A 21,226-nucleotide genomic window follows, 5' to 3' on the forward strand; every position below is an offset into this window, starting at 1 on the left:
TAGCTTAAATTATGTTATCATAATACATGCTTATAGTCAATAAAAAAAGTTATTTTCATGTAGTAACCTTGATAATATAATAAATTAAATTTTATATTATTAAGATGAAGGGTAGTGTTAATTATAATAATCCTCCATATTTTTTACAAATATCTTTTTTAATATAATTACTAAAACCATATAAGATAAAATAGTAAAAATCAATCCAATAAAGTATATGACTGGAAGTCGCATCATACCAATATTATGACTAAGAGATGTATATGGTATAACAGTACCAATCACAATTCTCATTGTTGAAAAAAGAGTTAATTTCCATGAAGCTCGACTTTTAATAAATGGGATGTATGGAGTTCTTATCAACTGAAAGTTTGTTTGAAAATGATAGTATATCAAATGAGATGATAAAACTAAAGGTGAAGGGAAGATTATAAGTAAAGTAGTTGAAATGGCAAATGAATTGGGCTTAGAGGTGATTTGTGAAGGTGTTGAAAATATAGGGCAGGCAGAATTTTTAATGAGTATTAATTGTTATTATGCACAAGGTTATTTATATGCTAAACCTATTCCAAAGGATATGTTTGTTCAGAAGGTGGAGAAGTCTAAAGATATATAGAATTTAAGTTGTTATAATAGTATATTAAAGATTATAATAAATGAAATATTTGTGTATGATATATATAAGTGAATGAAAAAATTAAATATATAGTAAAGGCACTTCATAAATTATGAAGTGTCTTTTATTATTGTAAAAATAAGTAGTGTATTATGAATAATAAAAAGAATAATATTAATTAAATCTTAGATAATTTTAGGTATAATGTATGATTTAATTTGAAAAAACTAAAATTTTAAGGTAAAATAATATAATTATATTAAATTTTATTGAAATAGTTAAAATTATTTACTTAATATAACTTATTAGTTAGAATTATACTAAATAATTAAGGAGGTGAATAGCGATAGATGAGATAGATTTAAAAATAATTAATTCTCTAAAGAAGAATAGTAGAGCCTCAACTTCTGAAATAAGCAGGCAAGTCAATTTATCAATACCAGCAGTATCAGAACGCATAAAGAAAATTGAGCAATTAAATATAATTCAAAAGTATACTATCCAAATCAATCGAGAAAAAACAAAATACAAACTTTTAGCTTTTATATTTATCAATACTGATTTATCTGAAAGTATGGAAGATTTTAATCAAACTATATTGGAACATGAGACTGTATTGGAGTGTCATCATATTTCAGGAGAGTATGATTATTTGATAAAAGTATTAGCAGAAGATACAAGTGACCTTGAAGAATTTATATCTGTGACATTAAAAAGAATCAAGGGAGTTCAGAAAGCTAATACAACTATTGTTCTATATACAATTAAAGAAGAAATTAATACATGTAAAAATATTTTTAAAATAGATTAATAGTTAAATGTTAATTACCTTGTCTATATTTATTTTAACTAAATTTTAGGAGGAAAATATAATATGAAAATTTTAGTTTTTTTAGCAAAAGGTTTTGAAACTATGGAATTCAGCGTATTTATAGATGTTATGGGATGGGCTCGTAATGATTATGGTTGTGATATTGATGTAGTAACTTGTGGCTTTAAAAAGAAGGTTATGAGTACGTTTAATATTCCAGTATTTGTTGATAAGACTATAGAAGAAGTATGTGTTGATGATTATGATGCTCTAGCTATTCCTGGTGGTTTTGAAGAGTTTGGATTTTATGAAGAAGCATATGATATGTCTTTTTTAAATTTAATAAGAGAGTTTGATTCAAAAGAAAAGATAATTGCGTCTATTTGTGTGGCAGCATTGCCAGTTGGCAAAAGTGGAGTTTTAAAAAATCGTAAAGCTACTACATATCATTTGAAAAATGGTCAAAGGCAAAGACAGTTAAGCGAATTTGATGTAAATGTAATTAATGAACCAATTGTTGTAGATAAAAATATTATAACTTCATATTGTCCAGAAACTGCTCCACATGTAGCTTTTAAACTTTTGGAAATGTTGACGTCCAGAGAACAAATGGAGACTGTTAAACTAGCTATGGGATTTAAACTATAATGAGCTATAGATTTTCTAAGTAATCAGAACCCCAGTCACACATACAATCTAGAATTGGAATAATACTCTTTCCAAAATCTGATAGTGAATATTCTACTTTTGGAGGAACAACAGGATAAACAACTCTGATAATTAAACCATCTGCTTCTAATTCACGTAACTGTTGAGTTAACATTTTAGGGGTTGCTTTAGGAATTAATTTTCTTAGTTCATTAAATCTCAATATAGTGTCTTTAAGATGCCAAAGTATAAGTGTCTTGTATTTACCACCAATCAATGCAAGTGTTGCTTCGATTGGACAACTATAATCACTAGAACATTTTTTCATTTTTAAGCTCCTTTCATATATTTTAAGTATCTTTTTAGGTACTATATTACAAAAAAGTGCATTATTGTAATATAAAACTATAGTGATAAAATTATAGCATAGGTTAAATGAATCATCAACTTAGCCTAATAAAATGATAGGAGGTAAGTAAATGAATTTTGTTGAACTTGCAAAAAAAAGATATTCTTGTCGTAATTATCAGGATAGAAAGGTAGAGAAAGAAAAACTTGAGAAAGTTTTAGATGTTGCAAGAATAGCTCCAACTGGTGGTAATCGTCAACCACAAAGATTAATTGTTATTCAAGAAAAAGAAGGTCTGAATAAACTTTCTAAGGCTGCCAATATATATGATGCACCATTAGCAATTATCGTGTGTGGAGATAAGGAAAAAGTTTGGACAAGACCTTTTGATGGTAAGCAACTTACAGATATTGATACAAGCATAGTCACTGACCACATGATGTTACAGGCAACTGAACTTGGATTAGGAAGTGTCTGGGTATGCTATTTTAATCCAGATGTAATTAGAGAAGAGTTTAGCTTGCCAGATAATCTAGAACCAATAAATATATTACTGATAGGATACGAATCTAAAACACCAGAAAGTCCAGAGAGACACGGAAAAACTCGTGTTCCTTTAAGTGAAATTGTTTTTTATGAAACTCTTTAGTCATAAAATCAGGTTATTTACATAATAAATGTCATAAAATATTTACTGTAAGTAAAATTCAAAATAAGTAATATATACGTGAAATTAAATTTAGTGAAGTGTATCTAGTTTTAATAAAAGATATACTTCACTAATTTATTTTTTAAAAATATTTATTAAACATTAAGGTTTTACGAATTAACTAAAATATATTTATTGAACTAACTTTTAAATCTGAAAAAGCACTTGAAATATAGTCTTTTATATCATTTAGATGGTCTTGAATTTGTTTTTCTGATATTCTATCAGCTCCATATACAAAATACATAATATTTTTAGTATCTTTTGTTATAGATGTTCGATTATCTGGTCCATTAAGAATACTGGATAATATACCAATGTTATCAGATAAAAATAAATCATACTTTGTTAAAACTTGTTCTTTCCCACCTATCCCATAAAAATGTTCACTACCATTTGCTACATCTATTCTCAAAGGTAATTCTATCTTATCAAAGTCATACCCTGCTGTTAGAAGAAGGTTTTTTAATTCTGCTAAAAACATTGATTCAACTGTTATTCATACATCTGGAATACCTTTTGATTTTAATAAAAGGGATTCCAATTGAAGTAATACAGGGTAAGTTTTCTTAAATTTTTTATAATATTTTATATAACTTGAAACTGGTTCTGTTTTAATTTTTTCTTTACGATTGTACTCTGGGTGTTGTTCAATAATATTTTCAGTTATAGAGTTTTTAAGGAATAGAAAATTTTCTTTATTAGGATTTGAATATGTAATATTTATAACCATAACTCCGAATTTAATATTAGGATAAATTTCTTTTACCTTACTTGATATTTCTAGCATAATATAGACTCCTTTTTATTTTATGATATAATCTTAGTAAGATTATCTCTAATTTCACAACTTTTATATAAAAATAATAAAAAAGTAGTTGTAGAAGACCCTATTCAAAGAAGGTTAGAGCTTATTAAATGTGCAACAGATAATAGTTACTATATAATTGAAGATGACTATGACGGTGAATTTAGATATGAGGGACAACCAATTAGTTCTCTTTATGAACTTAATCCAAATAAAGTAATTTATATAGGCTCTTTTAGTAAAATATTATCTCCAGCTATTCGTATCGGATTTATGTTACTACCAGACAATATGCTAGAGAATTATAAAGTTTTAAAAATGTACTCTGATGTTCATACAGAAACAATATTTCAGTATGTATTGGCTGAACTTATTAGAAATGGAAGCTTAGAGAAGTATATTTTTAGAATGAAGAAGCTATATAATAGAAAACGTAAACACCTAATTGAAGTATTAAACACTGAGTTTGGAAAAGAATTTAAAATAAAAGGTGAGGCAGCAGGTCTTCATATAGTTGTTCATTTTTATAATGTTAAGTTTACAGAAAGCTTGATTAATAAAGTTTTTGAAGAAAATATAAAAGTTTATCCTATACAACAGTATGCAATTAAAAATACATTAGAATATGACCATTAAATTATACTAAGTTATGCTCATCTTAGTATTGATGAAATTGAAAAAGGTATAAAAATACTCAGTAAAATAGTACATATGAAGCAAGATACATAGATAGAATCTATAGCGATTTATATATAAGACGCAATCGGGTTGAAATTTTAATAATAGTATTATATTAATGATATCTATTATTATTTTTATGTTGGAATACTTAATATTGTGTTGTGGATATTTTGTCACTATTAACTAATTTAAGATAGCCATTTATATTAAGAAAAAAGTTTTTGCATAAGTTATGATACTTAAAAGGAGATGATGAAGTTGAAAACAAATACAGATGTGATTATGGAAATCATTGATTATATACTAAATAAAGAAGAGTAGAAAGATAATTTTACAATCTAATCCATAATATATAGATAATAAAAAATGGGACTGTCGCATAAACAAATTTAATTTGCTCATGAGACAGTCCCATTTTTTTAGAAAAAGAAACTTTTCTTGGAATTATAGGTACATTGGTTAATATTTGTACAAAGATTTATTATAAATACAAACTTTATAATATTAAAATGAAAATAAGATATTAACATGTTTAATCAACCAGCAATAAACCAAAATGATTTTGAATTTCTCCTTTTTTTCGCAAAGTATTTATTTCTAATCCATTTGACCTTACTGTAGCAAATACGTCAATTCCACAAGCTTCCATTGATGGAACCGTTTTGTTAGGAAAATTACAGGTAGTAGGGTTACACTTGGCACACATTGTGCAAGGTCCACTTCCAAAAGCAATTACTTTATAATATCCATCTAAAAATAGTTCTCTTGCAAGTTTGACAGCTAAAGGAGTGACAATACTCATTTCATGACATCTAAATAGAATAGCTTTATCATAACAATCTATTATTGCTTGTGTCTGTTGATAGGTTGGTACATTAGGTGGACAACAATGGCTATGTCCAAATGTATTACAACCAAACTGGCACTTGTAAATTGTCCATGCTGCTGTGAGAATCGTTTTAGGGTTTATTGAAATAGCAATATCAGCTCCATTAGATTTTAATATTTCAAAGTATTTTTTCATAATTTGCCTCCAATAAAAAGTAGTTTAATTTTTTGTACTATGAATGAATAAATTTAACAATTTCTTATGATTATGATAGCTCAAAAGTATCTATTAAACAAATCAAAGTATTAGAATTCTGAATTAAATAAAAATGAACTATGAAGTAAGTATTGTAGATAGAGTTATATACTGTTTTTTTTGTCGTTAAAAATTTCTGAAATTTCAATAACAAATTAAAGAGAAATACCATATATTACTTATGTCTGTAATATATAGAAGACAAAGGAGTTGTACATTATGATTACAATAAGTTTGTGCATGATTGTTAAGAATGAAGAAGAAGTTATAGGCAGATGTTTAGAGTGTGTAAAAGATATAGTAGATGAAATTATAGTCGTAGATACTGGTTCTACAGACTCCACAAAAGAAATAGTCTCAAAATATACAGACATGGTGTATGATTTCGAATGGATAGATGATTTCTCTGCTGCAAGAAATTTTTCATTTTCTAAAGCTTCTAAAGACTATATAATGTGGCTCGATGCAGATGACATGGTTTTAGAAAATGATAGGGAAGAATTATTAAAAGTTAAGGAAAGTTTAGATACTTCCATTGATATTGTTATGGCAAAATATAATGTGTCCTTTGACGAAAACGGTAAACCAACTCTCTCATATTATAGAGAACGATTATTTAAAAGAAGTTCTAATTACAAATGGGTTGACCCTATTCACGAGGTAATACCTCTTGTTGGAGAAATATTTTATTCTAACATTGCAATATCTCATAAAAAACTCCATAGGCAGGAACCTCTAAGAAATCTTAGGATTTTTGAAAAAATGATTTCAGAAGGAAAAGTGTTGGAGCCAAGACATCAATTTTATTATTCAAGAGAACTATACTATAATGCCAGGTATGAAGAAGCAATAGAAGGCTTTACTAAGTTTTTAGATTCCTCAAGAGGATGGCTTGAGGATTGTATTAGTGCTTGCAGAGATTTAGCCACATGTTATTACTTAATCAATGATGAAAAGAGTGCCTTATATTCTTTATTTAGAAGTTTTGAATTTGATGAACCAAGAGCAGAAGTTTGCTGTGATATAGGAAAACATATGTTTGATAGACAAAGGTATAAAGACGCCATTTTTTGGTATAAGGTAGCATTAACAAGAGATAAAAATGATATTAATGGAGGATTTAAGTCGAATGATTGTTATGAATACCTACCATATATACAATTGAGCGTTTGTTATGACAGATTAGGAGAAATAGATAAAGCTATTTATTGTCATGAAAAAGCTAAAGAAATTAAACCTAATGATAGTTCTATTTTGTACAATGAAAATTATTTTAGTAAATTTAAAAATAATTGATAAATCACAATAATACTAATTTTGACATATTATATATAGAGCTTAAAAGCTCAAATATATTAGGAGGTGCTTTTAATAATGAGTAGAAATAAATATTTTGGCCCATTTGATGATAATGATTACGATAATAGCTATGACAAATATGATGATTGCAACAATGGTTGCGATAGTTATAATAGCTGTGATTGTCATCACGGTTGTCCATCATCATGTGTAGGTCCAACGGGACCAATGGGTCCAAGAGGTAGAACAGGCCCAACGGGACCAACAGGCCCAACAGGTCCAGGTGTAGGAGCAACAGGTCCAACAGGCCCAACAGGCCCAACAGGTCCAACGGGACCAACAGGCCCAACAGGAAATACAGGAACAGGAAGTACAGGTCCAACAGGCCCAACAGGTCCAACAGGTCCAACGGGACCAACAGGCTCAACAGGAAATACAGGAACAGGAAGTACAGGTCCAACAGGCCCAACAGGCCCAACGGGACCAACAGGACCAACAGGAAATACAGGAACAGGAAGTACAGGTCCAACAGGCCCAACAGGCCCAACGGGACCAACAGGACCAACAGGAAATACAGGAACAGGAAATACAGGTCCAACTGGCCCAACAGGAGCAACCGGAGCAGATGGAGCAACAGGTCCAACCGGAGCAACCGGAGCAACAGGAGTAGGAATAACAGGAGCAACAGGTTTAATAGGTGCAACAGGAGCAACAGGGACACCTGGAGCAACAGGCCCAACAGGAGCAACAGGAGCAACAGGAGCAGATGGAATAGCAGGTCCAACCGGAGCAACAGGGGCAACAGGATTACCCGGCGTTACAGGCCCAACAGGTCCAACCGGAGCAACAGGAGATACAGGAGCAGATGGAGCAACAGGTCCAACCGGAGCAACCGGAGCAGCCGGATTAATAGGCCCAACCGGAGCGACCGGGGCAACAGGAGTAGGAATAACAGGAGCAACAGGGGCAACCGGAGCAGATGGATTAGTAGGTCCGACAGGAGCAACAGGAGCAGATGGAGTAGCAGGTCCGACAGGAGTAACAGGGGCAACAGGAGCAACAGGAGCAGATGGAGTAGCAGGCCCAACCGGAGCAACAGGGGCAACCGGAGCAGATGGAGTAGCAGGAGCAACCGGAGCGACAGGAGTAACCGGAGCAACAGGCCCAACAGGGGCTAGTGCAGTAATACCTTTTGCATCAGGTACACCATTATCACTTACAACTATAGCTGGTGGATTGGTAGGAACACCAGGATTTGTTGGATTCGGTAGTTCAGCTCCAGGTGTAAGTATAGCTGGTGGAACAATAGATCTTACAAACCCAGCAGGGACATTGACTAACTTTGCATTCTCAGTACCAAGAGATGGAACAATAACATCTATTTCAGCATACTTTAGTACAACAGCAGCACTTTCACTTGTTGGTTCAACAATTACAATTACAGCAACACTTTATGAATCAACTACACCAAATAACTTATTTACAGCTGTTCCAGGAGCAACAGTTACACTAGCTCCACCACTTACAGGAGTATTATCAATTGGTTCAGTTTCTACTGGAATAGTAACAGGATTAAATATACCAGTGACAGCACAAACTAGATTTTTACTAGTATTTACTGCAACAGCTTCAGGTCTTTCATTAGTTAATACTGTAGCAGGATATGCAAGTGCAGGAATCTCAATTAACTAGAATAGATAATTAAAAAAAGGAGGGTGTCTCAAAAACGATTTTTAAAATTATTTCTGAGATTACCTCCTTTAATTTTTTATGTTTAGCTGAATTCAATGCATGTTTCTTCTAATGTTTTTTTATTGAGAGTATTATTTCTAAAAATAGTCATAGGAAAATAAGGTTATGTAATTTAATAAAAAAATTAACTTAAATCGCCTGCTTTGAATAAATATTTTCCTAATCTTTTTTTGTGAAGCTGAAGATTTCTTCAACTTGAATAGAGCGATTCATTCTGATTAAAAAATACTAATTTTAGTCATAAACTTATACTTTGCAAGGATAACCATTCTTACTTATTCTATATTTTAATATACATTGGTTTCAGCTTCCTCACATTAGAACAAGTGTATATATCAGATTTTGAATCATAATCCATACTTTATAATCACTTTAAACATCAATTTGAATATTAGAAGCAGGCTTTAATTGTCCGTTTTTCATAGGATTTTATTTAAAATGCATAAAAGTTGCATCAACATCAGTTTTTCTTTTTTTCTATGTACAAAAGTAATATTATTTGATTCAGATAAAGAGTCTCTTGTTTGTTCCATAGAATTTATTGATATTATATCTTGAGTGAGTTTTTATCATAAAATAGTATTAATTAAATTTTTAATTTTAGAGTGAAGTTTCAACTAATTGTGTAAAGTAATCTTACTGAATCATCTTAGGGTATAATTGTTTCTATGTCAAGCACTACTTGATTATAAACCTTATATTTGCTATAACTACAGTGTGATTTTTTGTTTGTAATAAATTTATATAAAATGTGTTATGATATTAATAATTAATAGAATAGCAAAATATTAAGATAATGGAGAATATACAAATGTATAGAATTTTATTAGTAGAAGATGATATTGATTTGTCAAAAGAAATTGCTTTGGCACTTGAGAGATGGGGGTTTAAAGTAGAATTAATTGATGACTTTGAGGTAGTTTTAGATGAATTTATAGATAAAAAACCAGACGTAGTACTTTTGGATGTCAATTTACCATTATATAATGGTTTTTATTGGTGCGAAAAAATAAGAACTATTTCAAATGTACCAATAATATTTTTATCATCAAGGGATTCTGATATGGATTTAATAATGGGCATAAATAATGGAGCAGATGATTATATTACCAAACCATTCTCTATAGATATATTGGTTACCAAAATAAACGGTATAATAAGGAGAGTTTACAATTATAGTGACTCTAATAGTGTTATGTATTGTGAAGATTTGATGTTCGATGTAGGAAAAGGAATCATAAAGCATAAGTATAAGGATAAAAGTATAGAATTGACTAAAAATGAAATAAAAATTTTAACATTATTATTGAAAAATAAGAACAGGGTTGTATCAAGGGAGAATCTTATGATGACTCTATGGGATAATGATGAGTTTGTGACAGACAATGCACTTACTGTAAATATGAATAGATTGAGAAGTAAAATTAAAGAGTTAGGTTTTGATGATTTTATAAAAACTAAGAAGGGAATAGGATATATAATACAATGATAGTAAAATATTTAAAAAGCAGATTCAAATATATTGTACTTTTTTTTATTATCATTAGTATAATAAACATTTACTTACTTGCCATAGATATATTTAGAGATAAATATGAAGAGCTAATGTACTTAGATTTTTTAGTACTATTTATAATAGTAGTATTTTTTGTTATGGACTATATAAACTTTAGAAATATTTATAAAAATTTATATAATTGTCTAGAAAATAGTGATGAAATAGATAGTCATTTAATTGATGGACAATCTTTTGAAGAAATTTTAATAAGAGCTATTATAGAGAATTTAAAAACAAAAAGTAATAATGATATAGAAATTTATAGACAATCATTAAAAGAATTAGACGAGTATATAGCTAAGTGGGTTCATGAAATAAAAATTCCAATATCTTCTTTGAGTATAATTACAGATAGGTTAAGCAGTATAGAAGATAGTATAGATATTAAGAATCAGGTTGCCAAAATAAATTTTTTAGTAAATTCTATCTTATACAGTAGTAGAAGTAATACTATGTTTGAAGATGTATTTATAAACAAATTTAATTTAGAAAAATTGATAAAAATGTCTATAAAAAATAACTCATTTTTACTTATAAAAAATAATATTGAGGTTAGTTTAAATAAATTAGACTATGACGTTTATACAGATTCTAAATGTATGTCATATATTTTAGACCAAATTATTAATAATGCTATAAAATATTCAAAGGAAATTGGTAAAATTGAATTTGATTCAAAAAAGTTAGAAAATGGAGTAGTATTATCTATAAAGGATTTTGGTATAGGTATAAATGAAGAAGATATAGCTAGAGTTTTTGACAAAGGCTTTACAGGAACCAATGGAAGAAATCAGTTGTATAAGTCTACTGGAATGGGGCTATATTTTGTAAAAAAAATGATAGACAATTTAGGTCATGATATTGAGGTATGCTCAGAAAATGGGATATACACAATTTTTAATATTTATTTTTATGATATATCAGATTATTTGAATTTGGATAATTAGCTTATTAGAAAGCTTATAAGAAGAGGCTGTCTCAAATATAGAGATAAGTTTCTTTTTTATTATTGAAATGATAAAAATATATTTAAACTTGTATCTGCTATTAATATTGAATTAATTATATATATTATTTTAAATAAAACATAGGTTGAAGTTCTATAGATACCGGACTATTATCTTCATTAGTTTCCATTATATCAGTCATATAAGCCCACCACTTTTTACAGATTGCTGTTTCTACACTTTTATCCCAAAGTTTCGCATCTTTAAGTTCTATATATCCATATAAATAATTAGTTTCTTCATCTAAAAATATAGAATAATTACTACCTCCATATTTATGAATCATGTCTATCATTTCAGGCCATAATTCATCATGATGCTTTTTATATTCATTTTCAAATCCTTTAAAAAGTTTCATCTTAAAGCACTTACGCGTATTATTCATATAAAACTCCTCCTAAAATTTGAGTATTTACTTACAAGTGTATTTTAGATTAAAAAAAAGTGTTTTTTAATAACAGAATGTAATAAGATTACTATCAAAAACTAATATTATACAATTAAATGAAGAATATTTATAATATAATTAAAATATAATAAAGTTTGTCATAATATTAGGAGGTCATATATGAAGGATGAGACACTAGAATACATACTTAAACAAAAAACAACAACAGAAAGTTACATACTAGAATCTATTGGCACCAATAACTCAAAAAAATTAGATAATAAAAAAATAATGTCTATACTGCACACTATTTTGTGTTGGGAAGAAATAGATGAGACTATAATACTAGTAGATAAAAATATATTTTCTCCAGATGAAGATATTATGATATCCAAACATCATAGATTTGTAGATATACCTAGACATAAGCATAATTTTATAGAATTAGTTTATGTGTATAGTGGCTCATATACTCAAATTGTGAGTAGAGAAAAATTGTATTAAATAAAGATAAGATTTCAAAAATATTGATATATATAGAAGAAAATTATAAAAAAATAACATTAGGAGAAGTTGCTGAAGAATTTCATTTCCATCCAAATTATTTAAGTACTTTAATAAAAAAAACAACTGGTAAATCATTCAAGAATATTATTCATGAACAAAGAATTAAAAAAGCAGTAACATTATTAAAAAATACAGATATGAACATAGAAGATATATCTATTGAAGTTGGATATAATAATCAGACTTTTTTTTATAAAAAATTTAAGGAATTATATGGAATGACTCCACAAATATACCGTATAAAATCAAATCTTTTATTGAGGGAGGTAAGTTGTGAAAAGATATATTCATAATATGTTAAGCGAAATAACAGAAGAAGAAAAGAATATACTAGAAGGTAATTATAGAATAGATAAAAGCATTTATACTGACAATTCTCAATTTATAATAGATAGCAATAAACTATTGAATATAGGGGAATTGATACATATAAGAAAACACACAAGATTTATACAGTTTCCAAAACATAAACATAATTATATAGAATTTAATTATGTTTATAAAGGAAAATTAGTACAAACTATAGATGAATATAGAATTAATTTAAAACAAGGAGAGTTAATATTTTTAAATCAACATGTTATTCATGAAATAGAAGCTAGTGATGAAGAAGATATAATAATTAATTTCATTATAAAACCAGAATTTTTTAATTATATTATATCATTGTTAGAAAATGATAACAGTATAGTGAACTTTCTAATGACTACACTATATACTAATTACGACATGGGAGAGTACTTATACTTTAAAGTATCTGATAAAAAAGAGATTCAGGATATAATAGAAAACATTGTAATAGAATTGTATGAACCAAGTGTGATTAGTAAAGTAAAAATTAAATTGTTAGTAGGATTACTATTGGTAGAATTGGTTAAAAATTCTGAAGATGTAGAAAATCATGCAGTAGATAATTATGAGAAAATGATAATTATAGAAGTACTAAAATATGTTGATAGAGATTATAAAAAAGGTAGTTTAACTGAAGTTGCAAGCAATCTGAAGCAAAGTGACTATAAGATAAGTAAATTAGTAAAAAAACATCTTGGTTATACTTTTAAGGATTTAGTACAAGAAAAAAGATTAAGTAAAGCATGTGAATTACTCTTGTCTACCAATTTATCAATAGCTGAAATTATAGAGAGTGTAGGTTATGAAAATTTAACTTATTTTTATAAGATATTTAAGAATAGGTATGGATTTACACCAAAAGAGTACAAAGAAAATATAAAAAATAGCCAATAATGAAAAAAGAATCTATTTTATAGATTCTTTTTTCATTATTGGAACTACTGATATTAATAGCTTTTAAGAGAATATATCTGAATAAGTTATTATTAATAATAAGATTATATTGCAAATTAGGTCAATAAATAGAACAAATTTAGATATTAAATACATATACTAACCTCTTGTATAATTCAATTAATAAATAAAGTTAAGGAGGAGAAGTCTTGAGATACTATTTAGCAATCGACATAGGGGCATCTAGTGGAAGACATATTATCTCTTGTATAAATAAAGGAAAATTAGAAATAGAAGAAGTCTATAGGTTTGAAAATAATCTAATTGAAAAAGATGGATATTTTTGTTGGGATATATCGAGATTATTTTTTGAAATAAAAAATGGAATAAAAAAATGTATAGAAATAGATAAAATTCCAGTAAGTATGGCTATAGATACATGGGCTGTAGATTTTGTTTTGCTTGATGAAAAAGATACTGTAGTAGGAAATTGTGTATCATACAGAGATAAAAGAACTGATGGAATGATGGAAGAAGTCTTTAAAATAGTTGATAAAAATGAACTATATCTAAAAACAGGAATACAATTTCAAAAGTTCAATAGTATATATCAATTGTTAGCAATAAAAAAACAACAACCTGAATTATTAAAAAGGGCAAAAAGTTTTCTAATGATTCCTGACTATTTTAACTTTTTATTAACTGGAAAAAAAGTTGCAGAATATACGAATGCTACAACTACACAATTAGTAAATGCCACAACCAATAATTGGGATGAAGAAATAATAACTAGACTTGGGTTTGATAAGAAATTATTTAGTAAAATAACCCCCCCAAAAACAATACTAGGTAGTTTAAAGAAAGAATTAGTAGAAGAGTTAGGATATGATTTAGAAGTTATTTTGCCAGCTACTCATGACACAGGGTCAGCTTTTATAGCCATTCCAGCAAAAGATAGAAGTATTTTACTGAGTTCAGGAACATGGTCTTTATTAGGAGTGGAGTTAGAAAAACCAGAGTGTAAATTAGAAGCTTTAAAATATAATTTTACCAATGAAGGTGGCTATGAATATAGATATAGATTTTTAAAAAATATAATGGGGCTATGGATGATACAAGAAGCTAGAAGGTGTTATAAGAATAAGCACTCTTTTGAAGAATTAGTAGAATATGCAAGACTATCTAAAGGATTTAAATCTGTAGTAGATGTAAATGATGATAGATTTTTAAAACCTGAAAATATGGTACAAGAAATAAAAAAATATTGTATAGAAACTAATCAAACAGAGCCACAAACAGTTGGAGAGGTAGCATATTGTATTTTTAATAGTCTGGCAAAAAGTTATAACAAGTCTATAAATGAAATAGAAGAAATCACAGGTGAAAAATTAGAAACTGTAAGTGTATTTGGTGGAGGATGTCAAAACGAGTTATTAAATGAACTTATATCGAAAGGAAGTGGAAAAAAAGTATTAGCAGGACCTGTTGAAGCTACAGCATTAGGAAATATAGTGTGTCAGCTAATTGCTAAGAATGAGTTAAAAAATTTAGAACAGGCTAGAGATATAATAGGAAATTCATTTGATATAATTCAATATAATTAATCTGTAAAAGGAGATAAATAATGGAATTAAAGCAAAAGTATGAAATAGCTAAAAAAGAATATGAAAAATGGGGAATAAATGTAGATGAAGTATTAAGAGATTTGTCAAAGGTCAAAATATCTATTCATTGTTGGCAAGGTGATGATGTAACAGGGTTTGAAGCAAATCAACAAAAATTATCAGGAGGAATTGCATCTACAGGAAATTATATTGGAAAAGCTAGAAATCCTCAGGAACTAAGACAAGATTTAGATAAGGCACTAAGCTTAATACCAGGAAAACATAAGGTTAATTTACATGCTATATATGCAGAAACTAGTGGAAGTTTTGTAGATAGAGATGAATTAAAACCAGAGCATTTTGAAAATTGGGTAAAATGGGCTAAAGAAAGGGGTTTGGGATTAGATTTTAATCCAACAATATTCTCCCACCCAAAATCAAGTGATGGATTAACTTTATCACATCCTGATATAGAAATACGTGAATTTTGGATAAATCATTGTATAGCTTCTAGAAAAATAGGAGAATACTTTGGAAAAGAACTTGGTCAAACTTGTTTAACAAATATATGGATACCAGATGGATATAAAGATATACCAAGTGATAGATTAGGACCAAGAAGGCGTCTAAAAGAATCTTTAGAAGAAATATTAAAGGTTGAGATAAACAGAGAATATAACTTAGATTGTGTTGAATCAAAAGTATTTGGATTAGGTGTAGAATCTTACACGGTTGGCTCAAATGAGTTTTACTTAAACTTTGCTAGTAAGAACAATATAATTTCATTATTAGATACAGGACACTATCATCCAACAGAGCTTGTTTCAGATAAGTTATCATCAATGCTATTATTTTCTGACAAAGTTGCGCTTCATGTAAGTCGTCCAGTACGTTGGGATAGTGACCATGTAGTTATATTAGATGATGAATTAAAGGAAATAGCCAAAGAAATAGTAAGAAATGATGCCTTAGATAAAGTAATAATAGGTTTAGATTTCTTTGATGCAAGTATAAATCGTATAGCAGCGTGGGTAATTGGAACTAGAAACATGATAAAAGCATTACTATCAGCTATGTTAATGCCTCATGAAGAATTAAGACGATTACAAGATGAAGGGAATTTTACAGAGAGATTAGCTATAATGGAAGAGTTTAAAACATATCCTATGGGAGATATATGGAACTATTATTGTAAAATTAATAATGTTGCTGTTAAAGAAAATTGGATAGAAGTAGTAAAAGAATATGAATTAACAGAATTATTAAATAGAAAGTAGGTAGGGGATATGTCTATAATGGAAGTGAATTTTATTAAGGATTTTATGAAAATAACTCATGATGCTTGGTTAAAGGGATGGCATGAGCGTAATGGTGGGAATATAACATATAGATTAACCTCTGAAGAAGTATCTGAAGTCAAGGAATTTATAAAAGAAGAAGTAGAATATATTCCAATTGGTGTAACAGTAAAAAATTTAGCTGATGAATACTTTTTAGTTACAGGAAGTGGTAAGTTTATGAGAAATATTTCTATAGATATTGTTCAAAATGTAGGGATTGTTAAAATAGATGAAAAAGGTGAAAATTATGCAATAGTTTGGGGCTTAGATAAGGCTAAACCAACAAGTGAATTTCCATCTCACTTAATGAGTCATTCTATAAAAAAAGAAAAAACTAATGGATTACATAGAGTAATAATGCATTCTCATACCACTAATCTTATAGCATTAACTTTTATACTACCGCTCAAAGGGGAAGTATTTACAAGAGAATTATGGGAGATGGCTACAGAATGTCCAGTAGTATTTCCAGAAGGAATTGGAATAGTACCATGGATGGTGCCAGGTGGAATAGATATAGCAAAAGCTACACAAAAACTAATGGAAAAGCATAATATAGTAATTTGGGCTCATCATGGAACCTTCTGCTCTGGAGAAACTTTAGACTTAACATTTGGTCTTATGGATACAGTAGAAAAATCAGCTGAGATATTGGTAAAAGTAATATCTATGGGTGGAAAAAAACAAACAATAACAGCAGACAATTTCAGAGATTTAGCAAAAGATTTTAAAATTTCAATATCAGAAGATTATCTGTACTAAATAAAATGGGGCTGTCTCAAAATTGAGGCAGCCTTATATGTTTGCAAAAAATAAAAAACAGGTACTTAAGAACCCATAATTTATGTAATAATTGAATTGTGAAAACAAAAAATTACACTATAATTATAGCAAATAGAAGGTCTATAAGTAAAGTTTGACATAGAAGCAATTATATCAGAGGATGATTCTGTTTAGCGTTATAGCGTATGGATATACGCAATGTATTTATTCATTTATAATACCAGTAGATTCTATGGAACAAATAGGATACTATTTGCTTAAAAAGATAACATTACTTTTGTACATGGAAAAGGAAAAATAGAAACCTATTTACAACATGATTTAGAAATTTTGGAAAGTTATATTGATAGACAAAATAAATATAAATTAGTTGATAGGCAGAATATAGAGTACTATTATATAATATAAAATAATAACATTAAATTGGAAATACAGAATTATATAGGGGGGATATTGTGAAAAATAAGATTGAAACATTAATGAACAACTTTGTAAAAGATTATTATAAATCAAACAATATAACTACAAAATGGCAAGAACTTTTATTTGCTTATGCATCTGCCGAAGATGATATGTTTCAGAAGTTAAAAAGTGCTGTAGGAACATCTCATGCTATGCCGAAAGATTTTTTGAAAGATGTCAAAACTGTAATTACATATTTTATACCTTTTGATGAAAGTATAAATAATAGCAATATTGGAGGATTTGAATGTTCTGAAATATGGGCAAGAGCATACATAGAAACTAATATATTGATTTCAAATTTAAATAGTTTTTTATGTGGAGAACTAGAGAAGCTAGGATTTAATTCATATGCTATTCCTGGGTCATATAATTTTGATAGTGAAAGATTGGTCAGCGATTGGTCACAAAGACATGTAGCATTCATAGCAGGTCTTGGAACTTTTGGCTTAAATAATATGCTTATTACAGAAAAAGGGTGTTGTGGAAGAGTAGGAAGCATAATCACAAGTTTAGAATTAAAACCAACTAAAAGACCAAAAAATGAATACTGCTTGTATAAACATAATAATACCTGCAAAAAATGTGTTGGTAAATGTGTAAAAGAGGCTTTAAAAGAAGACGGATTTGATAGAGATAAGTGTTATGAAATGTGCATGATAAATGAAAAAAAATATGCTCATATAGGTGGATGTGACATTTGTGGAAAGTGTATAGTTGGAGTTCCTTGTTCAGTAATAAACCCATTAAAATAACGGGTTTATGCTGATTAATAACTTTAAATATAATTTATAATGAAAAAACTTTAGTTACTAAAATAAAGATAATATGAATGTTAAATAAAGTAAATATAAACACTAGATAAAGAATTTATGTTAATTGACAACTATTTATACTGCTGATAGAATTATATGTATCCTGTAACATACAAGGAGGGTTGAGACTTTATGTTTGATTTAATCTTTATTTTTGCATAGCAAGGGCTATTGCAACTACAAAATTTAATATATAAATAGCCCTTTGTTATTCCTAATGAAAAATTACTATTTAATAGGAGAACAAAATGAGCTATAAAAAAGCAATACATATATTACCAGGAGAATTACTTGAATTGATACAAGAATATGTAGATGGAGAATGTATCTATATTCCTAGAAAATCAAATAATAAAAAAGAATGGGGAAGCAGTACATCTACTCGTGAGGATTTAGCAATTAGAAATATGCAGATTTATGAAGATTACCAAATTGGGTACGATTTACAATATTTATCAGAAAAATATTATTTATCTTTGAAAAGCATTCAAAGAATTGTATTACAAGAAAAAAGAAAAGATAGTTAAAAATGAGCCAGTATAATTATGCTGGCTTATTTTCTTTTATTAAGAGTGTTTGAGGTATAGTTTATTATAAATGGATGTTATAATTTAAATAATTTCAATAACTTATACAGTAAGATAATAAATCTAATTGTGAAGTGCATATTAAGAATCAAGAACTTTTTATATGCGTGAAATTAAAATTTATTAAAAACTTAGGAGGGTCTGTTTTGAAAAAAATACTTGATTATATTCCACCTTTTCATAACTTTCTATTAGTTTAGTAACTTTATAGAAAGGAAATTGTATTATGCAAAAAATTATCTGGGAGGTGGAATATATCTCCCAGCTACCAGTAATTAGGTATTGTAAAAAATGCGGAAAAAAGACTGAATATGTTTGTTCAGGTTTATTTAGAGTTAATGCTCAACATAAGTATTTGGATATATGGTTGATATATAAGTGTTCAAAATGTGATACAACATGGAATTCAACTATATATTCTCGTATAAATCCAAAAAACTTAAATCCAGAAATACTAGAACAATTCCATACAAATGATGAGAATCTTGTTAAGCAATATGCTATGAATGTGGAACTTTTACATAGAAATGGAGCAGAAGCTGGTATTCCAAAATATAAAATAGTAGGTCAAGAAATTAATATTAATGACCTTACACAACTTCGTATTGTAAGTAAGTATCCATCTCAATTAAAGGTGTCAATATTATTACGTGAAAAACTAGGTTTATCTAGGAAAGCATTTGATGAAATGTTAGATTTTGGGGCTATTAAAAGTATATCTGGAGTTGATTTAAAGAAAAGTAAATTAAATTATGAAATTGTATTAGAGGTAGGCAAGGAGAAGCAAACGTCTTCAAATTGATTATGCAAAATTCTATGAAGCAGGAACCCTGTGACTTTAGTCATGGGAGGTTTAGTAGAGTAACTAACTTAATATATTTTCTAGAACACCATTTTTAAAGAAAATAGTGGCTATAAAAAATGAAAAGCCACTATTTTTGTATATAACTATTATTTTTCTAGTTTTTTAATATTTCATAATAGTGTGTTGTAGCTACTTCACTTGGCTTACCTTTTTTACAAAAAGATAGTTTATATAGTTTAAATGCCCATCTTCTCGCCATGTACTAAATATCAATTCAGCACATACTTGAAGCAAAGTATCTTTAGGGTTCATACCTAATTCTAACAGATAAAGGATACTATTATAATTTATTTATTTTATTCAAAATTGCATCTATAGCTGTATCAGGAACAACTGCTAAATCTTCAGCATTAAAGTAATAAACTATGTTAGAATCAAATAATATATTTGAATTTGGGGGGAATTCGTCATCTCCAAACCAAAGTATAAATATCATAGATGTATTACCCATATATGTAAACTTATAGGCTAAATCTCCCATATCTACTTTTTCAGCTCCCATATTTTCCATAACTAACTTATACTTGTCTATTTGTGATATAAAAACTTCTGAAAGTCTAGACAGAGTTCTGTTTAAAAAGTTTGGATAGTAAACATTGCCTCCTGGTATTTCCTTAAAAGTCACATACTTATTAGTTCTAGGGATACCTTTAGCATTGATTAAGTATCTAATTATCAAAATTTTAAGTTCAAAGTTTCTACAGATACTACCATTATCATTCCAAACTTCTCCACTTGGATAATCTATGATATATTGTCTATCAAAAAAATTGAGTGTAAATTTGCTTAAATAACTGTTGAAAAATATATTACTTAAATTACTAATTGTATGAGGGTCTAATTCCTTAAATTTTTCTCGAGCATAGTCAAATGGAACAGTATAATTACTTTTTGTTAACTTTTTGTCCATAATTTTTCCTCCAATTTAAATAATTAAAGATGTGTTCATAATAAGTTCTCTTATTATTGATTTTATTACATATTTAGAATATTACAATAATAAGTTATTAAATAAATTTTGATATTTAAGTAAACATATATAAAATAAATACAAAGTGTTTGAAATGAGAAGTTTTTGTATCTAAAATATTTTATTTGTAAAATATTAAGTAGTTATTATAAACTGTAATATGGGAGTATGATAGTAGATGTAAATTTGCAAATATATTATTAAAGGTATGAATTAAAATGTTATTAAACATATAGATGGAGGAGTTAGTGTGTCTAAGATATTAGTAATAGATGATG

General features: G+C 28.2%; 25 protein-coding genes and 1 pseudogene. 19 read left to right on the top strand and 7 right to left on the bottom strand.

Translation table 11 applies throughout. From position 1 onward, the window contains the following. Window positions 1-117: 117 nt before the first annotated feature. The gene (locus IR152_RS05245) at window positions 118-294 is read right to left on the bottom strand and encodes a hypothetical protein (protein WP_227450754.1); all 177 of its coding nucleotides are present in this window, start codon (window positions 292-294) and stop codon (window positions 118-120) included. Between the two features lie 154 nt (window positions 295-448). Here IR152_RS05245 and IR152_RS05250 point away from each other — a divergent pair, with 154 nt between their 5' ends. From IR152_RS05250 to IR152_RS05260, 4 genes and pseudogenes are all read left to right on the top strand, one after another. Next, entirely contained in the window at window positions 449-616 is a 168-nt protein-coding gene (locus tag IR152_RS05250; protein WP_255624465.1) for an EAL domain-containing protein, read from the top strand. 355 nt (window positions 617-971) lie between these two features. Next, a pseudogene (locus IR152_RS19945) lies at window positions 972-1,097 on the top strand (AsnC family transcriptional regulator); the annotation flags it as partial. A 69-nt stretch (window positions 1,098-1,166) separates the two neighbouring features. Then, entirely contained in the window at window positions 1,167-1,427 is a 261-nt protein-coding gene (locus IR152_RS19950) for an Lrp/AsnC ligand binding domain-containing protein (protein WP_413927475.1), read from the top strand. Between the two features lie 63 nt (window positions 1,428-1,490). Next, window positions 1,491-2,075, top strand: coding sequence for a DJ-1/PfpI family protein (locus tag IR152_RS05260; RefSeq protein ID WP_227450755.1), 585 nt, complete (start codon window positions 1,491-1,493; stop codon window positions 2,073-2,075). 4 nt (window positions 2,076-2,079) lie between these two features. On the opposite strand, the gene IR152_RS05265 is transcribed toward IR152_RS05260, so the two are convergent. Further along, the gene (locus IR152_RS05265) at window positions 2,080-2,403 is read right to left on the bottom strand and encodes a winged helix-turn-helix transcriptional regulator (protein WP_021386281.1); all 324 of its coding nucleotides are present in this window, start codon (window positions 2,401-2,403) and stop codon (window positions 2,080-2,082) included. A gap of 151 nt (window positions 2,404-2,554) precedes the next feature. On the opposite strand from IR152_RS05265, the gene IR152_RS05270 reads away from it, so the two are divergent. Next, the gene (locus tag IR152_RS05270; RefSeq protein ID WP_227450756.1) at window positions 2,555-3,073 is read left to right on the top strand and encodes a nitroreductase family protein; all 519 of its coding nucleotides are present in this window, start codon (window positions 2,555-2,557) and stop codon (window positions 3,071-3,073) included. Window positions 3,074-3,254: 181 nt separating this feature from the next. Here IR152_RS05270 and IR152_RS05275 read toward each other — a convergent pair whose 3' ends face one another. Together IR152_RS05275 and IR152_RS05280 are read right to left on the bottom strand one after the other, a co-directional pair. Further along, entirely contained in the window at window positions 3,255-3,617 is a 363-nt protein-coding gene (locus IR152_RS05275) for a phenylalanine--tRNA ligase beta subunit-related protein (RefSeq protein WP_227450757.1), read from the bottom strand. A gap of 15 nt (window positions 3,618-3,632) precedes the next feature. Beyond that, complete coding sequence (locus IR152_RS05280; protein ID WP_227450758.1) at window positions 3,633-3,923, bottom strand: hypothetical protein; 291 nt, start codon at window positions 3,921-3,923, stop codon at window positions 3,633-3,635. 291 nt (window positions 3,924-4,214) lie between these two features. On the opposite strand from IR152_RS05280, the gene IR152_RS05285 reads away from it, so the two are divergent. After that, window positions 4,215-4,577 (top strand): hypothetical protein, encoded by a 363-nt coding sequence (locus IR152_RS05285; RefSeq protein ID WP_227450759.1) that lies wholly within the window; start codon window positions 4,215-4,217, stop codon window positions 4,575-4,577. A gap of 577 nt (window positions 4,578-5,154) precedes the next feature. Here the strand turns inward: IR152_RS05285 and IR152_RS05290 are convergent. After that, window positions 5,155-5,646 carry a DUF2284 domain-containing protein gene (locus IR152_RS05290; RefSeq protein WP_227450760.1) on the bottom strand — a complete coding sequence of 164 codons (492 nt, stop codon included), beginning with the start codon at window positions 5,644-5,646 and terminating at the stop codon, window positions 5,155-5,157. Between the two features lie 279 nt (window positions 5,647-5,925). Here IR152_RS05290 and IR152_RS05295 point away from each other — a divergent pair, with 279 nt between their 5' ends. From IR152_RS05295 to IR152_RS05310, 4 genes are all read left to right on the top strand, one after another. Further along, window positions 5,926-7,002 (top strand): glycosyltransferase, encoded by a 1,077-nt coding sequence (locus IR152_RS05295; RefSeq protein WP_227450761.1) that lies wholly within the window; start codon window positions 5,926-5,928, stop codon window positions 7,000-7,002. A 78-nt stretch (window positions 7,003-7,080) separates the two neighbouring features. Then, the gene (locus IR152_RS05300) at window positions 7,081-8,697 is read left to right on the top strand and encodes an exosporium glycoprotein BclB-related protein (RefSeq protein ID WP_255624488.1); all 1,617 of its coding nucleotides are present in this window, start codon (window positions 7,081-7,083) and stop codon (window positions 8,695-8,697) included. A gap of 871 nt (window positions 8,698-9,568) precedes the next feature. Continuing rightward, complete coding sequence (locus IR152_RS05305) at window positions 9,569-10,246, top strand: response regulator transcription factor (RefSeq protein WP_227450763.1); 678 nt, start codon at window positions 9,569-9,571, stop codon at window positions 10,244-10,246. 116 nt (window positions 10,247-10,362) lie between these two features. Then, complete coding sequence (locus tag IR152_RS05310) at window positions 10,363-11,262, top strand: sensor histidine kinase (RefSeq protein WP_227450764.1); 900 nt, start codon at window positions 10,363-10,365, stop codon at window positions 11,260-11,262. A 124-nt stretch (window positions 11,263-11,386) separates the two neighbouring features. Here IR152_RS05310 and rhaM read toward each other — a convergent pair whose 3' ends face one another. Next, complete coding sequence (rhaM, locus tag IR152_RS05315) at window positions 11,387-11,707, bottom strand: L-rhamnose mutarotase (protein ID WP_227450765.1); 321 nt, start codon at window positions 11,705-11,707, stop codon at window positions 11,387-11,389. Window positions 11,708-11,890: 183 nt separating this feature from the next. On the opposite strand from rhaM, the gene IR152_RS05320 reads away from it, so the two are divergent. The 9 genes from IR152_RS05320 to IR152_RS05360 all read left to right on the top strand — a co-directional run bounded on the left by IR152_RS05320 (window position 11,891) and on the right by IR152_RS05360 (window position 19,915). Continuing rightward, on the top strand, window positions 11,891-12,214 hold the full coding sequence (locus tag IR152_RS05320; protein WP_227450766.1) for a hypothetical protein: 324 nt from the start codon (window positions 11,891-11,893) through the stop codon (window positions 12,212-12,214). 23 nt (window positions 12,215-12,237) lie between these two features. Further along, window positions 12,238-12,570 carry a helix-turn-helix transcriptional regulator gene (locus tag IR152_RS05325; protein WP_227450767.1) on the top strand — a complete coding sequence of 111 codons (333 nt, stop codon included), beginning with the start codon at window positions 12,238-12,240 and terminating at the stop codon, window positions 12,568-12,570. Next, window positions 12,551-13,522, top strand: a complete 972-nt coding sequence (locus tag IR152_RS05330) for an AraC family transcriptional regulator (RefSeq protein WP_227450768.1) — start codon at window positions 12,551-12,553, stop codon at window positions 13,520-13,522. Before IR152_RS05325 ends, IR152_RS05330 begins: the two co-directional genes overlap by 20 nt. A 209-nt stretch (window positions 13,523-13,731) precedes the next feature. Next, on the top strand, window positions 13,732-15,126 hold the full coding sequence (rhaB, locus tag IR152_RS05335; protein WP_227450769.1) for a rhamnulokinase: 1,395 nt from the start codon (window positions 13,732-13,734) through the stop codon (window positions 15,124-15,126). Window positions 15,127-15,146: 20 nt separating this feature from the next. Continuing rightward, window positions 15,147-16,403, top strand: coding sequence for an L-rhamnose isomerase (gene rhaA, locus IR152_RS05340; protein WP_227450770.1), 1,257 nt, complete (start codon window positions 15,147-15,149; stop codon window positions 16,401-16,403). 18 nt (window positions 16,404-16,421) lie between these two features. Continuing rightward, complete coding sequence (gene rhaD / locus IR152_RS05345) at window positions 16,422-17,228, top strand: rhamnulose-1-phosphate aldolase (protein WP_413927471.1); 807 nt, start codon at window positions 16,422-16,424, stop codon at window positions 17,226-17,228. Between the two features lie 476 nt (window positions 17,229-17,704). Then, window positions 17,705-18,466: an epoxyqueuosine reductase gene (locus IR152_RS05350; RefSeq protein WP_227450772.1), complete on the top strand. Its 762-nt coding sequence runs from the start codon at window positions 17,705-17,707 to the stop codon at window positions 18,464-18,466. A 308-nt stretch (window positions 18,467-18,774) separates the two neighbouring features. After that, window positions 18,775-19,053, top strand: coding sequence for a CD3324 family protein (locus IR152_RS05355; RefSeq protein WP_227450773.1), 279 nt, complete (start codon window positions 18,775-18,777; stop codon window positions 19,051-19,053). A gap of 286 nt (window positions 19,054-19,339) precedes the next feature. Continuing rightward, on the top strand, window positions 19,340-19,915 hold the full coding sequence (locus IR152_RS05360; protein ID WP_227450774.1) for a DUF1062 domain-containing protein: 576 nt from the start codon (window positions 19,340-19,342) through the stop codon (window positions 19,913-19,915). Window positions 19,916-20,258: 343 nt separating this feature from the next. Here the strand turns inward: IR152_RS05360 and IR152_RS05365 are convergent, their stop codons facing one another. After that, window positions 20,259-20,888 carry a DUF3786 domain-containing protein gene (locus tag IR152_RS05365; RefSeq protein ID WP_227450775.1) on the bottom strand — a complete coding sequence of 210 codons (630 nt, stop codon included), beginning with the start codon at window positions 20,886-20,888 and terminating at the stop codon, window positions 20,259-20,261. Between the last annotated feature and the right edge of the window lie 338 nt (window positions 20,889-21,226).

Source organism: Clostridioides sp. ES-S-0108-01, from assembly GCF_020662285.1.
GTDB lineage: Bacteria > Bacillota > Clostridia > Peptostreptococcales > Peptostreptococcaceae > Clostridioides.